The following is a 14009-nucleotide window of genomic DNA, read 5'->3' on the forward strand; positions in this document are numbered from 1 at the left end:
CATGGGCGCAATCTCGCAGACGGTTTTCGGGTCGTTCTCCATCGTCGGAGCGCTCTACGGCGTTGCGAATGTGGGTGTCGGGTGGTCGCTTCACATCTTCCACAGCCTCGTCTTCGGCATTCTCTTCGCCGTCGCCGTCACTCATAGCAATCCCGCAAACGCTCTCCGGCGACCGGGCGTGATGGTCGCACTTGGCGTGGCCTATGGCGTCTTCCTCTGGCTGTTCGCCGCCGGGTTCGTCATGCCCCTGTGGCTCAACGCAGTCGGTATCCCAAGCGCCGTACCGATGCTCTCGTTGCCGAGCCTTCTTTCGCATGTCTCCTGGGGAAGCGTCCTCGGAATTGCGTTCGCTCTCGGTATCGGAGTCCACCAACGACAGCGGTGACAGTGAGTCCTGTCAGTAGGGGTCGTTGCAGCGGTGATATCGAGGTCTGCCAACGACGCCTCTTCCAGCAGGTGGGCAGACCGAACACTACCCGAAGTGTGAAATAAGATAGAAAGTGTCAGCGTAGAGATGCGGGTCGGCTTACGTTCCGTGGGCCCAGCTGCCCATGTATTCGCGCTGTTCTTCGGTCATCGAGTCGAACTCGATGCCTTCCGCTTCGAGCTTGATTTCGGCGACTTCGCGGTCCAGTTCGTCGGGCACGTCGTGGACACCGGCGTCGTACTCGTCGCCGTTTTCGACGAGTTCGCGGACGACGACAGCCTGCACGCCGAACGACTGGTCCATGACCTCGACCGGGTGGCCGAGTGCGATGGGCGATGCGAGGTTGACGAGGCGACCCTCGGCGAGCACGTTCAGGCGGCGGCCGTCTTCCATCTCGTAGGCGTCGACGCCGTCTCGGGCCTCGTACTGGTCGACAGCGAGGTCAGAGAGTTCATCGAGGTCGATTTCGATGTCGAAGTGGCCGGCGTTAGCGAGGAGGACGCCGTCTTTCATGTTCTCGAAGTCCTCGCGGGTGATGACATCGCGGTTGCCGGTCGTCGTGATGAACACGTCGCCGACCTTCGCGGCCTCCTCCATCGGCATGACCTCATAGCCCTCCATGTGGGCTTCGAGGGCGCGACGGGGGTCGACCTCGGTGACGATGACGTTCGCGTTCTGACCGGCGGCCTTCTTCGCGACGCCCTTGCCACAGTGGCCGTAACCACCGACGACGACGTTCTTCCCGGCGTACGAGAGGTTCGTCGTCATAGCGATGGTCGCGAGCGAGGATTCGCCCGTGCCGTGGATGTTGTCGAAGAGGCGCTTCATCGGCGTGTCGTTCACGGCGAAGACGGGGTACTTGAGTTCGCCATCTTCGTCCATCGCGCGGAGGCGGTGGACGCCGGTCGTCGTCTCCTCGGCCCCGCCGACGATGGGCTCGATGAGTTCGGGGTACTCCTCGTGGATGGTAAAGACCATGTCCATCCCGTCGTCGACGGTGATGGTCGGTTCGTGCGCGACGACCGCGTCGATAGCCGCGTAGTAGCCGTCTTCATCGACGCCGCGGACGGCGTAGGACGTGATATCGTCGTTCGCGTCGAGTGCGGCGGAGACGTCGTTGTGCGTCGAAAGCGGGTTGCAGCCGGTGACGGCGACTTCCGCGCCACCGAGAGCGAGCAGTTCGACGAGGTTCGCCGTCTTTGCTTCGACGTGCATGGCCATCCCGATGACCTCGCCAGCGAACGGCTGGTCGGCCTCGAACTGTTCACGGAGTTCCTGCAGGATGGGCATGTGCTGGAGCGCCCAGTCCATCTTGCGTCGTCCCTCCTCGCGTGCAGCCTCAACATCGTCGAGGTGCTCGGAGACGGGAGCGTAGTGTTCGCTCATACTCGTGGATTCGAAGAGGGGTCCGAAAACCTTACCGAAGGGAAGTCGAGTTTGCCCGAATCTACAAGTGTCAACGCGGGAATTTCTGTAGTGAGGCGCGATGCTCATCATAAATAATGGTGAAACGGTTGCCGAACAGGAATTGTTCGCCCTGATGAGCGCACCAGCGGTCCCGGACCTGTTGCGTGTGGCCGACGAGCCGTTGACAGTCAAAGAGCTGAGTTCCCGCGCCGACGTCCCGCTTTCGACCGCATACAGGGAGGTAAAACGGCTCCACGAGGCGTCACTCCTCGAAAAGTCGATTATGGTGGACCACAGCGACGGCCGACACGTCTCGCAGTACTGCCGGACGTTCGAACGCATGGAGGTGCTCGTCACCGACGACGGGCTTCGAATCGAGTTGGCCGGGTGAGAGACGCCCGTCGTTTCGGGGCTTAGACGCGTTCGCGGAGCGACGCGATAGCTTCGCGGGCGCGGTCCATCGCAGCAGACTCGTCGAGCGTCAGGACTTCGCGGTCCCGCATCAGCACCTGCCCGTCACAGACGGTGTGGCGAACGTCGGAGCCGCGGGTGGCGTACGCGAGGTGGCTCACGAGGTCGTTCGCGGGCGTGAGGTGCGGCGCGTCGAGGTCGATGACGGCGATGTCGGCGACGCCGCCGACTTCGAGTGCGCCACCCGGGAGGTCGATAGCGGCGGCAGAACCGGCGGTTGCCATGTTGACCACGTCTTCGGCGGCGACGGCGCTCGCATCGTCGGCGGCGAGTTTGCCGAGCATCGCAGCGTCGCGCATCTCGTCGAACATGTCGAGGTCGTTGTTCGAGGCGGCCCCGTCGGTGCCGAGACCGACCGTGACGCCCGCGTCGAGCATCGCCTGTACGGGAGCCATGCCGGAGGCGAGTTTCATATTCGACGCCGGGCAGTGGACGACGCCGGTGCCCGCCTCGGCGAGCAGCGAAATCTCCTCGTCGTCGACGTGGACGCCGTGGGCGAGGAAGTCACGCTCGGTCAGCATACCGAGGCCCTGTGCGTCCGCGGGCGGTCGCTCGTCGCGGTCGTCCGCGAGGGGACCGGCGTCGTCGGTCGTCTCGTTGGCGTGGTAGGGGGCCGGGATGTCGGCGGCGTGCGCCTCGGCGGCGGCCTCGCGAAGGTACTCCTCGCCGACCGTCGTCAGGGAGTGCGGCATCACGGCCGTTCGGATGCGGCCGTCGGCGGTCCCGTCGAACTCGCGGGCGACCTCGATGCTCTCTTCGATGTCGTCCCACGCGTCGTCCTCGTCCTTGCCGATGGTGACAGACCCATGGCCGAGTCGGGCGCGGAGACCCGACTTCTCGACGGCATCGACGATTTCGGGGACTTCGAAGTACATGTCCGCGAACGTCGTGGTGCCGGATTTAATCATCTCGACGAGACCGAGTTCGGCCCCGACGCGCACGTCTTCGGGCGTGAGCGCGGCCTCCGCCGGCCAGATATCCTCACGGAGCCACGTGTCGAGCGGCTTGTCGTCGGCGTAGCCACGGAGGAGCGTCATCGCTACGTGGCAGTGCGCGTTCACCAATCCGGGCATGACGAGACAGCCCTCGGCGTCGAGCGTCTCGTCCGCGTCGGCGTCGAGGTCCGCGCCGATATCGAGAATCGTTCCTGCGTCGCGGTCGATGAGAATGTCTGCGTCCTCGATTGTCGCATCAGGGCGAAGCACTTGTCCGCCTGCGATTCGGAGCGTATCCATGTCGCTCGTTCGGTCCGGGGGTGTCGTCAATCCACCGTCTCGGCGTCGCCGGTCACCTCGAAGCGTCGCGGCAACACAGGAGTCACCGATGATAGTCCGATTCCCGAAAATCGAGAATGAGCAAAGACCCTTACGTATAGACCCAAATTATGAGGGGATATGGAGTCCCCGTTGAACTTCGCGCTCGTTCCGGGGCACGTCCAAGCAGAAAGCCCGTGGATAACCGCTGTCGTCGCCCTCGCAGGGATTTCGTCGGTGGTGTTAGCCGGGCTGGGTGTCGCGGTGTTCTTCCGCCGACGAACGCGGTCGCACCTGCTCATCGCACTGGCGCTCCTCGCGTTCGCGTCACGCGCGGCCGTCTCGGCGCTCACCATCGGTGGCATCCTCTCGGACTTCAACCACCACGTCATCGAGCATCTCTTGGACCTCGTAATGGCCGGACTCGTCCTCGCGGCCATCTACTACGCCCGACGTATCGAGCGCGAAACGGGGGTAAATGAACCATGAGCGAGACACGAACCCGCGTCGCCGACCACATCAAGCACAATCCGGGAGTCCACTTCAACGAGCTCGTCCGCGCGCTCGACCTCGCTCCCGGGCAGGTACAACACCACGTCCGCAGACTGCTCTCTGACGAGACGGTCCGCCGAACCGAATTTTACGGACGGACGCACTACTTCCCGCCGGAGTTCGACGACTGGGAGCGCGGTGCTCTCGCACTCGTCCGACGAGAGACCGCCCGCGACATCCTCGGACACCTCCTCGAACACGGAGACGCCCGCCCAGACGATGTCGCCGACGCCATCGGCGTCGCCCGGAGCACGCTGGAGTGGCATCTCGACCATCTCACCGAGCGTGACCTCGTCGAGAAAGAGCGTGACCTCCACAACCGCGTGACGCTCGTGCTAACTCACCCGGAGCGGACGACGAAGCTCTTAGACGAAGTGTCGCCATCGCTTCCCGAGCGGTTCGTCGACCGATTCGACCGCCTCATCGACGCACTCGTCGAAGGCTGACCGCTGCCGCCTCGGCCCTGGGAGAGTCCAGATGGTACCACCATGACCGGTGGGTGTCATCGTGACCGATGACTACGACTCGCCTGTCACCTGTTTGAGCCGCTCGATTCGCGACTCGTAGGACGGTTCGAACGATTTAGCCGACCCCACACGGCTGCGGTCGACTTCTTCCACAGTCGCTTCTAGCGCATCCGCCAGCGTTTCGTGTCCAACCTGTTCTGCCGCCGCGTCGTCGGCTCGGAGCTTGAGTCGTTTGTTCAGCGCAGCACCGACCAACAGCACCAAGACGCCGATAGCCGCGAACATAAGGAAGTTGTTTCCGGGTGCGAGTCCAGAGAGGACAAGTCCACCAAACGCGGTGGGTGCGAGCAACTGAGCTTCGTATGTGAACTGACCCGTTCGCTCCGCTTCGACGGCGAGAATCGCAGCGACGATGTCGTCGTCGTAGCGTTCGAGAAGCGAGTCGGTCACGAAAAGCGTCTTCCGGCCGACTGGTCCGCGAACGAGGTGGTCCGAGCGGTAGCCGTTTCCGTCGAGCAGTCGGGTTCGAGTGACCGAGAGTCCGACGCGTGACTGAAGTCGGTCGAGTCTGCGTTGGGTGTCCGCGTCCGGTTCGGTCGTCGTCTGCGAGAGACCGACGAGTGGTGTGGAAAGGAGGTACGCCGCGGTAGCGAAGAGGACGGCAGTCAGCGCACCGCTGGAGAGACCGTACCGAATATCGACCCGGTACACAATCACCATGCTAAGAATCATGGCCACGAGAACGGCCTGGTACCGGAACATCTTCCCCGCGGCCGTAAGCGCACCCATGTCCGAGTCGCGGACGCGCTTTGCGACCGGGAACGCGCCCAGATACGAGACCGTTCCGACGAGCGCGGCACCGAGGCCGACACCGGCCCAGCCGAGAATCGACCATGGCCACTCGCTCGGGAGGCCGACGAGGGTGAGCAGTTCTTGATCCGCGTCGAACAGCCATGTGACGACCGCAAAGAGGGCTGCGGCTAGGAGCCAGTTCGAGTGGATACGTTGGCGAAGCGGGGTGGCCGACGCATCTCGTTTTTCGAGTCGGCGGGCGCTCACCCACGACCAGCCAGCACCGAGGAGGGACACGGCGAGAAACGTGCCGACGAACGTGACGGGAACCATACAGCACGGGAGCGCAGACGTGTCAAAAATGATTGCGACTTGCGAAAGTCAATTAGCTTCGGGACGAGACGGAACGGTATGCGAATCGCCGTTCCCAACAAGGGCCGCCTGCACGAGCCGACGATAGACCTCTTGGAACGTGCGGGACTCCACCTTGACAACGGTGCCGAGCGAAAACTCTACGCCGGGACTGTCGACCCCGACGTGACCGTGCTCTTCGCCCGCGCCGCCGACATTCCCGAATACGTCCGTGACGGGGCCGCCGAAGTCGGCATCACGGGACTCGACCAGGTGCGCGAATCGGGCCACAGACTCGCCGAACTGCTCGATTTAGAGTACGGCAAGTGCCGACTCGTTCTCGCCGCACCCGAAGACGGCGACATCGAATCGGTCGAAGATGTCTCGGGGAAAATCGTCGCCACCGAGTTCCCGCATATCGCCCAAAGCTACTTCGAGAGACAGGGAATCGACGCCGAAGTCGTCGAAGTGACCGGCGCGACTGAACTGACGCCGCACGTCGAGATGGCCGACGCCATCATCGACATCACCTCGACGGGGACGACACTCCGGGTCAATCGCCTCGCCGTGGTCGACGAAGTCCTTTCGTCGTCGGTTCGGCTGTTTGCTCGCCCCGAAGTCGTCGACGACCCGAAGGTCGCACAACTCGTCATGGCGCTCGAATCCGTCCGCTCCGCCGAGGACAAGCGCTACCTGATGATGAACGCGCCGCGCGAGAAACTCGACGAGGTAAAAGAGGTCATTCCGGGACTCGGCGGCCCAACTGTGATGGATGTCGCCGGAGGTGACACCGTCGCCGTCCACGCCGTCGTGAACGAACGCGACGTCTTCGAAGTCGTAAGCGACCTCAAGAACGTGGGTGCGAGCGGTATCCTCGTCACCGAAATCGAGCGGTTAGTCAAGTAGTCGCCCTCGGCCGGACCGACGTCATCAATCGAGACGCGAAAGGCGACGACCTACTCCTCCCACCGCAATTCCGGCACCGTCACGCCGGGGTCGAATCGAAGTTCGCCGTACCGGGCGCGGACGTACCACGCAATACAGGCCATTCCGACGATAATCGCGCCAACACCGAGGAGTCCCGCTTCAGGGCCGAACGCTCCACCGGTAACGACATCCGGGCCTTGTTCTGTCGTCTCCACGAGGGAGGTGCCGAAATCGAGACCGCTGACCGAGAAGCCGAAGAGACCGCCTTGGGCGAAATTCCACGAGATGTGGATGCCGGTCGGAATGGCGAGGTCACCGCTGAGTACGTAGCCGAGACCGAGCATGATACCCGCGAGTGTGATACTGAGCGTACTTGCAAGGCTCGAATTCGGGTTCATAAGATGGATAAGGCCGAAGACGGCCGCCGAGACGACAAGTCCGACTGTCGCCGCCGTCCGAACGCTGAACCGCCATCGGAGTCCCTCGGCGATGTCCGTGAGTACGACGCCCCGAAGGAGGAGTTCCTCCGAGATACCGACGACGATGAAGAGTGCCAAAAGCGAAGCAACGCCGGTGAGTCGGTCGACACCGAATCCGACGTCGACGACTGCTATCCAGTCGGTTGCGAGACCGACGAGGAAGATAGCGGCCATCAAAGCCGCGCCGAGAACGAGTCCGAATCCGAGGTCGATTACCCAGTCGCGGTCGAGACCGAACCCGAGGTCGGTGACGGTTCGTCTGTCGATGTAGCGTGCGACGACGAGGCCGCCGAGTCCGGTCGACCCGGCGGAAACGACATTGACGGTAACCGACGTGAACGTGCTTGTGGCGAGCAGACTACTAACCGTCTGTGCAATGCCGAGGCCGACGACGAGCGCGACCAGCACGACGACGACAGGGGTAAAGAGAAGTCTAACCGGTGCGCGAGGGCGGCGTTCCGTGTCGTTCCAAACGAGTCGGCGGGGAGACACAGACGATGGTTCGCCGGCATCGGTGAAGAAAGTACGCGGCGGTTCCTCCCAGTCGCCTCACGCACTGAACTCACCGCCACCAGTCCCTCACGCCGGTGCGCTCAGCAAGATGACGACGAGACCGAAGAGGACGGTTCCGAGGAGGACGGAGACGACGAAATGAATCCCCACGATGTACGCAGAGAGACGGTTTGACCGACCATAGAGGAATTTGATAAAGCCGAAGTCGAAACCGAGTGCGAGACCGAGCGCGAGGAACGAGTTCCACTGGAACGTGGTGAACACGACGGCGATGGCCGCCGGGACCGGGCCGACGGCGAACGCCTTTTTCACCTCGACATCGCCGAGGACGTTCCGCGCGGCGATGTGGGCGGTAAGGGAGAGAAACAGCGCGAACAGCGCGAACGTTCCGGCGACGGCCGTTACCGGCGCACCGGAGGCGGCCGTCTGCAAGATGAGCGCGTCCATACCGGCGAGATGGACGCGACTAACTTAGATTCGGTCGATTCAGTCCCGTCAAGACCGAGGGAAAACGACCCAATTCCGAGGGACCCACCCGGCTCCGGTTAAAACAACCCAGTTCCGGTTAGAACACCCAATTCCGGTTAAAACACCCAATTCCGGTTATAACAACTTGCTCCCGATTAAAACAACCCAGCTCCGGTTAGAACGACCCGCTCAGGAGACCGAGGTCAGAGAGACTCGACGTGATAACATCGACCGCCGCCGCAGCGTCTTGTGGTTTCTTGCCGCCCGTGATGACGAGTTTACCCGACCCGAAGAGAAGTGCCACCACGCTCGGTTCGTCAAGCCGATAGACGAGACCCGGGAACTGTTCAGGCTCGTATTCGATGTTTTCCAGACCAAGCCCGATTGCGATGGCGTTGAGATTCAGGTTCTCGCCGAGGTCCGCGCTCGTGACGATGTTCTGAACGGTGATTTCGGGGTCATCGTCGACCGGAATCTGGAGGTCACGGAGCTTGTCGAAGACGATTTCGAGACTCTCGTGGACATCATCGGTTGACTTCGCGCCGGTGCATACGATTTTGCCGGACCGGAAGATGAGCGCCGCGGACTTCGGGTTCTGGGTGCGATAGACGAGCCCGGGAAACTGTTCTGGGTCGTAATCAGCACCCTCGAGGTCCATCGCCACACTCTGGAGGTCGAGCTCCTGGCCGATTCCCGTGGAGGCGACGACGTTTTCGATGTTGATTGTGTCCTTGGGGTCGGTCATGCAACGGTTTAAGTCACGTATTTAAGGGTTAAAAAGATTGGTGCAGTTGGTTGACAACTCACGAACGGCGGCGGATAATCCGGACGTTGCGCACAGTGACGACTGTTCCGAGGAGTGTCAGCGCTGCGGGAACAACGAGCCGAGTGAATCCAGGTCGAAGTATCCAGTAGGCGGCGAAGAAAAGCGCCACAGAGACGAGTTTCAGGACGGCAAAAGAGCCGGGACCCGGGTCGCCGCCGGAGATGAGTCGAACGATTGGATTTCCCTCCTGTACGCCCGCCATCCTGACCCCGAGGACGGTCGTCAGATAGTCGCCGAGACCGTATGCGAGCGTCGCCGCACCCCAAAGGATGGCGTCGAGAGAGGCCATGCGGGTGGATTCGGACCAGCCGATATAAAAGTCGCCGTTGGCGAACGGTTAGGTTTTCGTGAAGGTAGTCGCCGACGACCGATACCCTCATTTTCGCGGCGCGTCAGGTCCGAGCGTGTACGGATTGGAACTCGCCGGCGAGGAAGACGCGTTCGCCGCCCGCGAGGCCGAGTCGGCGGCGACGGACGTGACGGTCGTCGCGCCCGGCCTCGCCACCGCCCGCGGCGTGGACTCAGAACACGCGAAGCAACTCGCGTACACCCGCCGCGTCGTGGAACTCGTCGGGCGCTGCGACCCCGATATCGACGCCGCCCGCGCCGTCGTCGAAGCCGCGAGTATCGACCGCGAGGGAACCATCGCGGTCCGCGCCCGCGACATTCGAAGCCTGACGGACGTGAGTACGACCGACGCCGAGCGCCGAATCGGTTCCGCGCTCGTCGACCGCGGATTCGGCGTCGACCTCGACGACCCCGACCACGAACTCCGCGTCTACTTCTCCGAGGGCGCGTGTCTCGTCGGCTGGACCGCCGTCGAAGGCGTCCGCGACTTCGCCGACCGCAAGCCGACGGACCGTCCCTTCTTCCAACCGGGGAGTATGGCCCCCGTCGATGCCCGGGCCTTTGTCAACATGGCCGGTGCAGAACCCGGCGCGCGCATCCTCGACCCGATGTGTGGCACCGGCGGCGTGCTGCTTGAGGCGGGGTTGGTCGGTGCCGACGTGGTCGGCGTCGATGCGCAGGAGAAGATGGCTATCGGTGCTCGCATCAATCTGAACCACTACGTCGGCGACGGCCACGTGGTTCGCGGCGATGCGACTGCGCTTCCGCTCTGTGACGATTCGGTCGATGGCGTGGTGTTCGACGCGCCGTACGGACGGCAATCCAAAATTGCCCAGCACTCGCTCACGGATTTGGTTGGTGGCGCGTTGGCTGAGGTTGGGCGAGTTTCGAGTCGGTGTGTGATGGTCGCCGATAGGTCGTGGGTCGATGAGGCAAAGGATGCTGGATGGGAAGTCGAACAGGTGTTCGAACGGCGGGTGCACCGGTCGTTAGTGCGATACGTGCATTTGCTGCATCGGTAGGTATCGGAAGGTGAGTGTTTGGACGCGGTAACGTCGGTTCAGGCGGCGGTAATCCCCGGGTTTGTCTCAGGTGGACGTGATTACTAACATATGTTTTCGACACCAATCTAACCATCCGCGCCGTCTACGCCGAACAAGCAACGAGTATCATCTGCTTTGCTGTCACGTGGTACAAGATGGCAAAATTATGACGAGGTCCTCTGAAGTCTCCGAGTTTTAGTGTGTGAATAGACACTTTGAGAGCCGTCACGTCACCGCTCACTTACGCATCCACGTTACTTCATTTGCCATCAAAAAGCACCCACTGAATAAGTTCTCGGTTTTCTTGTTCAGGTACTCGATTACCAGTTTGTCTCCCGAATTGGATTAATTAGATGGTGCTAGACTGGTCAGATGAGAATGTTTTTGTATCTTAGTGTTCTAGAAATTGTCATGTCTGACGACAACCCAGACAATAAAATTAATAGAAGAAAGTTATTGAAGAGGACCGGAGCAGCGGGAGCAATAGGTGCTACGTCGGGTGGTACAATGCTACAGGCTCTCTTTGGTACAGTGAGTGCTGAAGAAGCGACTAGCAGTGATTTGGAGCGAATTAAGCATGCACCAGGGGTTCAGAAAATTCTATCTGAGCTTGGTGTTAGTGATCTTCCAAGTGCAGAAAAGGTCGAGAAGCGACGAATTAGTGATGACGGCAAAGCCACCGATGGCGAACTATTGCTAATGAAAGCCCATCTGGAGTACGGTACGCTCATAGCGATGGAAAGCGGTGATAAGATCGGGGCAACGTTCACCTTTGACGTTGACCTCTCATCAGCACCGACTGGCTATTCAGTGACTACAGAAACTGGCGGTACTCTGGGCGCTAGTGGCTCTGGTCTCGTATTTACTCGTAACGCAACAGGTAGCGAAGAAGAACAGGTTCTGGATTCAGTGAATGTTGATGGGGAAATCGAAGGTTCGAGTATTATTGCTAATTCCGCTGTTAATGGTTTCCAAGCGAGTCTTCAAGTGAAGAATGCAAAGACAGGGGAGGCAGAGATACAAGAACACGTGATTCAGCTTGGCGAATCATTTAATCCGAAAATAGAAACTCTGTCTGATTCAAATTCGACTTTCAGCACAGCTTCGACATTAGATATTAAATCAAATCAACCAGAATTAAAATCAAAAATAAATCCAAAACAGATTCTGAAAGAGGTTATTGTCAGCTGGCTTGCCAACCATGTAATAAGTGAGTCGCTTGATTATCTGGGCGTCGAGTGCGACGACACGTGTACCGGTTGCGCTCTATATCTATATGATTTGGTAACTACATGTCGAACTTGTGTTGCATTCTGTTCAACCAGTGTGAGTGGTGTAAATGCGATTCTTTGTGTTGTTTGCTTCTACGCTTTCTGCAATAATTCGATAGGGCAAGCAAACTGTGCCGCCTGTTTCGCTTGCTTGCTTACGGGCGACGAACCGGACGTACCACCGAATCCGTCTGCGGCATTCCTTGACTGGGTTTGGGAGGAACTCCCAGAACCACCAGCAATGCCGTCGATTCCAAACTTCCCCTGAGCATAGCCAAGTGTCGACACCCTACTATAGTAGCGTTTGCAAGTCATTGCACACTCGATCGACCACTGTCGTGCGATCGGATGTGTAACCAGTTGCAAATGCTACTATAGAGAACGACGCAGAATACTCATCTTTCACAACAACGACCACCCCATCTCCTAATCGAGTGCATTTGGGGTTAAAACCAACCCAAGACCAAGGAGTGAAAAAAGTCCACCCATTAGTATACCGTATATGAGATACGGCCGTAATTCAGGTCTACTAACGGTTGTCATAGCAGTTCCAACACCAAGTAATAAGAATACACACCCAACGACTCGATTAGATGAGGTTGGAATATAGGACCAGATGAGATTCCCGACACCGAGCAGTGAAAAACCAATCAGTCCTATTACTAGCCCATCGCTGTACTGCCGCCCGTCGTGAAAATGAAGGATGGCTAGAATCGTACTTGAGATGAGCACAATTGATAGAACTAGTACTCCCTCCTGCCTGTTAGTTAGTTGATTCGAAGTGTGTGTGTAGTGAACATAGACGAGGACGAGGATAATGACCAAACCAACGCTCGCTACTCGAACTACCTCAACTAAGCTAGTTAGCCGTTGAACATTTCTCAGAAATATCGAGACGAATATCAAGCTGACCAAGATTACCGGAACTAAGTGGTATTTATCTATATCATATCTATTTAAAATGTCCCCAATCATGTCTACTCTTTGAATACATGCGACTAAAAACACCTTGGATATTATTCAAGGTCTGCATGTCAAAAGACACTATCTGGTTAGTAGCGGCCTCGGGCAACACTCGTCCATCGACCGTCTGATACGGTTGCTGAGGTTCGCGGGGCAGTGTACGGTCTCCTTGAATGGGTGAAACTCGCGCGCGAGGCGGCTACAAACCAGAAATAATTACAAAGTCGGTCTCAAGACCCGATACTCGGCGAACCGACCTGTTTCCCGCGCCGGTAGAGGTAGAACGACAACAGCGGCACGGATGCGGCGAGTATCGGTGGGTACACCCCGACCGCGAGATTGGGTAGACCAACGAGCCCCCACGCCCAGTTGGGTCGCCACGGTGCCTCGCTGTTTCGCAATCCGCGGATGTCCAAAACGAGTGCGACTAACACGACGAGACCGAAGAAAATCGCACCCCACTGCGAGAGAACGGTCATAACGAAAGACATGAGATAGTCTCCCGGGCTGTCGTGTGCAATCGCTCTCGAAAGGAACTGCCGAGACAGTAATTCAAGCAGTCCGAAGAGAGCCGAAACGGGGAACAGGGCGACGCCGTACCACCAATTTGGGGACGAAGAATGGGCTGTGGCGGACATGCGAGAACAAACAAAGCCACGGTAGAAGATTGTTGTCAAGTACGTGTCCAATTTCTCAGTCCCGCCGCGCCAACACCGTCTCGCCCGCCCGCACCGACTCGCCTTTTTCGACAATCACGTCCTCTGACCCGAACTCGGGCGGTAACAACACGTCCGCCCGGGAGCCGAAGTCGATGTGTCCGATCTTGTCGCCGCGGGCGAGTTCGTCGCCGGGTGCGACGTAGGGGTGAATCCGTCGAGCGAATGCGCCGGCGATGAGTGACACTTCGTAGTCGCCGTCGTCCGAATCGACGGTGATATCGACGCGCTCGTTCCTATCCGAATCCTTCGAAAACGCCGGCTTGTGCGCACCGGGACGGTGAGTCACGTCGCTGACCGTACCCGAGACGGGCGCGCGGTTGACGTGCACGTCGGTGACGTTCATGAACACGCCCACGCGGACGCGACCGTCTTCGACGCGAATCACCGAGACGTGGCCGTCGGCGGGCGAGATAACGCCGTCTTCGTCCGGAGGCGAGCGTTCCGGGTCGCGGAAGAACCAGAGGACGAATACGCCGACGCCGAGCAGCACTGCGCCTGCCGGCGGGAAGACGAAGGCTGCGAGCGCCGCGCCGAGGAACGCCGGGACGGCGAACCGTCGGTAGCCGGGAGCAAAGCGCATTCAGGCCTCGTTTCGGACTTCCGCGCCCCAACTCGTGGGGAGGTGGGGGAAGGGCAGGCGGGCCGCGGTACCCCCCCCCCGGGACCAGGCGGTGGCCCCCGCGGGGTTGGGCGAGCCGGCGGGCGTGCCGCCGCGGGAACGCTCCGGGGTCG

At 60.0% G+C, this 14009-nt stretch carries 15 protein-coding genes and 1 pseudogene; 7 read left to right on the forward strand and 9 right to left on the reverse strand.

Features of this window, described 5'->3' with window-relative positions; all coding sequences use genetic code 11:
* Positions 1-385 (forward strand): annotated as a pseudogene (locus QT222_RS16385) (ATP-binding protein); the annotation flags it as partial.
* 141 nt (positions 386-526) lie between these two features.
* Here QT222_RS16385 and QT222_RS16390 read toward each other — a convergent pair.
* On the reverse strand, positions 527-1813 hold the full coding sequence (locus QT222_RS16390; protein WP_491477780.1) for an adenosylhomocysteinase: 1287 nt from the start codon (positions 1811-1813) through the stop codon (positions 527-529).
* Positions 1814-1913: 100 nt separating this feature from the next.
* Between QT222_RS16390 and QT222_RS16395 the strand changes: the two genes are divergently transcribed.
* Entirely contained in the window at positions 1914-2225 is a 312-nt protein-coding gene (locus QT222_RS16395) for a winged helix-turn-helix domain-containing protein (protein WP_004058493.1), read from the forward strand.
* Positions 2226-2247: 22 nt separating this feature from the next.
* Here QT222_RS16395 and QT222_RS16400 read toward each other — a convergent pair whose 3' ends face one another.
* The gene (locus tag QT222_RS16400; RefSeq protein ID WP_491477786.1) at positions 2248-3540 is read right to left on the reverse strand and encodes an amidohydrolase; all 1293 of its coding nucleotides are present in this window, start codon (positions 3538-3540) and stop codon (positions 2248-2250) included.
* 159 nt (positions 3541-3699) lie between these two features.
* On the opposite strand from QT222_RS16400, the gene QT222_RS16405 reads away from it, so the two are divergent.
* Positions 3700-4047, forward strand: coding sequence for a DUF7471 family protein (locus QT222_RS16405; protein WP_004058495.1), 348 nt, complete (start codon positions 3700-3702; stop codon positions 4045-4047).
* Positions 4044-4556, forward strand: coding sequence for a winged helix-turn-helix transcriptional regulator (locus QT222_RS16410; RefSeq protein ID WP_491477781.1), 513 nt, complete (start codon positions 4044-4046; stop codon positions 4554-4556). Before QT222_RS16405 ends, QT222_RS16410 begins: the two co-directional genes overlap by 4 nt.
* Before the next feature lie 72 nt (positions 4557-4628).
* Here QT222_RS16410 and QT222_RS16415 read toward each other — a convergent pair whose 3' ends face one another.
* Positions 4629-5702, reverse strand: a complete 1074-nt coding sequence (locus QT222_RS16415; protein WP_491477782.1) for a M48 family metalloprotease — start codon at positions 5700-5702, stop codon at positions 4629-4631.
* A gap of 78 nt (positions 5703-5780) precedes the next feature.
* Between QT222_RS16415 and hisG the strand changes: the two genes are divergently transcribed.
* Complete coding sequence (gene hisG, locus QT222_RS16420; protein WP_004058500.1) at positions 5781-6626, forward strand: ATP phosphoribosyltransferase; 846 nt, start codon at positions 5781-5783, stop codon at positions 6624-6626.
* A 50-nt stretch (positions 6627-6676) separates the two neighbouring features.
* Here hisG and QT222_RS16425 read toward each other — a convergent pair whose 3' ends face one another.
* From QT222_RS16425 to QT222_RS16440, 4 genes are all read right to left on the reverse strand, one after another.
* The gene (locus QT222_RS16425; RefSeq protein ID WP_491477783.1) at positions 6677-7618 is read right to left on the reverse strand and encodes a CPBP family intramembrane glutamic endopeptidase; all 942 of its coding nucleotides are present in this window, start codon (positions 7616-7618) and stop codon (positions 6677-6679) included.
* Between the two features lie 87 nt (positions 7619-7705).
* Complete coding sequence (locus QT222_RS16430) at positions 7706-8086, reverse strand: DUF7473 family protein (RefSeq protein ID WP_004058504.1); 381 nt, start codon at positions 8084-8086, stop codon at positions 7706-7708.
* Between the two features lie 196 nt (positions 8087-8282).
* Positions 8283-8852 carry a TATA-box-binding protein gene (locus tag QT222_RS16435; RefSeq protein WP_004058506.1) on the reverse strand — a complete coding sequence of 190 codons (570 nt, stop codon included), beginning with the start codon at positions 8850-8852 and terminating at the stop codon, positions 8283-8285.
* Between the two features lie 58 nt (positions 8853-8910).
* On the reverse strand, positions 8911-9222 hold the full coding sequence (locus tag QT222_RS16440) for a DUF5658 family protein (RefSeq protein ID WP_004058508.1): 312 nt from the start codon (positions 9220-9222) through the stop codon (positions 8911-8913).
* A 124-nt stretch (positions 9223-9346) separates the two neighbouring features.
* Here QT222_RS16440 and QT222_RS16445 point away from each other — a divergent pair, with 124 nt between their 5' ends.
* Together QT222_RS16445 and QT222_RS16450 are read left to right on the forward strand one after the other, a co-directional pair.
* Entirely contained in the window at positions 9347-10303 is a 957-nt protein-coding gene (locus tag QT222_RS16445) for a methyltransferase domain-containing protein (RefSeq protein WP_491477787.1), read from the forward strand.
* 432 nt (positions 10304-10735) lie between these two features.
* Entirely contained in the window at positions 10736-11863 is a 1128-nt protein-coding gene (locus QT222_RS16450) for a hypothetical protein (RefSeq protein WP_491477784.1), read from the forward strand.
* A 925-nt stretch (positions 11864-12788) separates the two neighbouring features.
* Here the strand turns inward: QT222_RS16450 and QT222_RS16455 are convergent.
* Both QT222_RS16455 and QT222_RS16460 read right to left on the reverse strand, forming a co-directional pair.
* Positions 12789-13196, reverse strand: a complete 408-nt coding sequence (locus tag QT222_RS16455) for a hypothetical protein (RefSeq protein WP_491477785.1) — start codon at positions 13194-13196, stop codon at positions 12789-12791.
* A gap of 55 nt (positions 13197-13251) precedes the next feature.
* Positions 13252-13857, reverse strand: coding sequence for a protein sorting system archaetidylserine decarboxylase (locus QT222_RS16460; protein ID WP_004058516.1), 606 nt, complete (start codon positions 13855-13857; stop codon positions 13252-13254).
* Positions 13858-14009 lie beyond the last annotated feature (152 nt).

This window comes from Haloferax sp. s1, assembly GCF_058382125.1.

What these genes read in the sequence shown, in the direction of transcription:
- QT222_RS16390 (WP_491477780.1), bottom strand. Translation starts at nt 1,813, where the DNA reads ATGAGCGAACACTACGCTCCCGTCTCCGAGCACCTCGACGATGTTGAG.
- QT222_RS16395 (WP_004058493.1), top strand. Translation starts at nt 1,914, where the DNA reads ATGCTCATCATAAATAATGGTGAAACGGTTGCCGAACAGGAATTGTTC.
- QT222_RS16400 (WP_491477786.1), bottom strand. Translation starts at nt 3,540, where the DNA reads ATGGATACGCTCCGAATCGCAGGCGGACAAGTGCTTCGCCCTGATGCG.
- QT222_RS16405 (WP_004058495.1), top strand. Translation starts at nt 3,700, where the DNA reads ATGGAGTCCCCGTTGAACTTCGCGCTCGTTCCGGGGCACGTCCAAGCA.
- QT222_RS16410 (WP_491477781.1), top strand. Translation starts at nt 4,044, where the DNA reads ATGAGCGAGACACGAACCCGCGTCGCCGACCACATCAAGCACAATCCG.
- QT222_RS16415 (WP_491477782.1), bottom strand. Translation starts at nt 5,702, where the DNA reads ATGGTTCCCGTCACGTTCGTCGGCACGTTTCTCGCCGTGTCCCTCCTC.
- hisG (WP_004058500.1), top strand. Translation starts at nt 5,781, where the DNA reads ATGCGAATCGCCGTTCCCAACAAGGGCCGCCTGCACGAGCCGACGATA.
- QT222_RS16430 (WP_004058504.1), bottom strand. Translation starts at nt 8,086, where the DNA reads ATGGACGCGCTCATCTTGCAGACGGCCGCCTCCGGTGCGCCGGTAACG.
- QT222_RS16435 (WP_004058506.1), bottom strand. Translation starts at nt 8,852, where the DNA reads ATGACCGACCCCAAGGACACAATCAACATCGAAAACGTCGTCGCCTCC.
- QT222_RS16440 (WP_004058508.1), bottom strand. Translation starts at nt 9,222, where the DNA reads ATGGCCTCTCTCGACGCCATCCTTTGGGGTGCGGCGACGCTCGCATAC.
- QT222_RS16450 (WP_491477784.1), top strand. Translation starts at nt 10,736, where the DNA reads ATGTCTGACGACAACCCAGACAATAAAATTAATAGAAGAAAGTTATTG.
- QT222_RS16455 (WP_491477785.1), bottom strand. Translation starts at nt 13,196, where the DNA reads ATGTCCGCCACAGCCCATTCTTCGTCCCCAAATTGGTGGTACGGCGTC.
- QT222_RS16460 (WP_004058516.1), bottom strand. Translation starts at nt 13,857, where the DNA reads ATGCGCTTTGCTCCCGGCTACCGACGGTTCGCCGTCCCGGCGTTCCTC.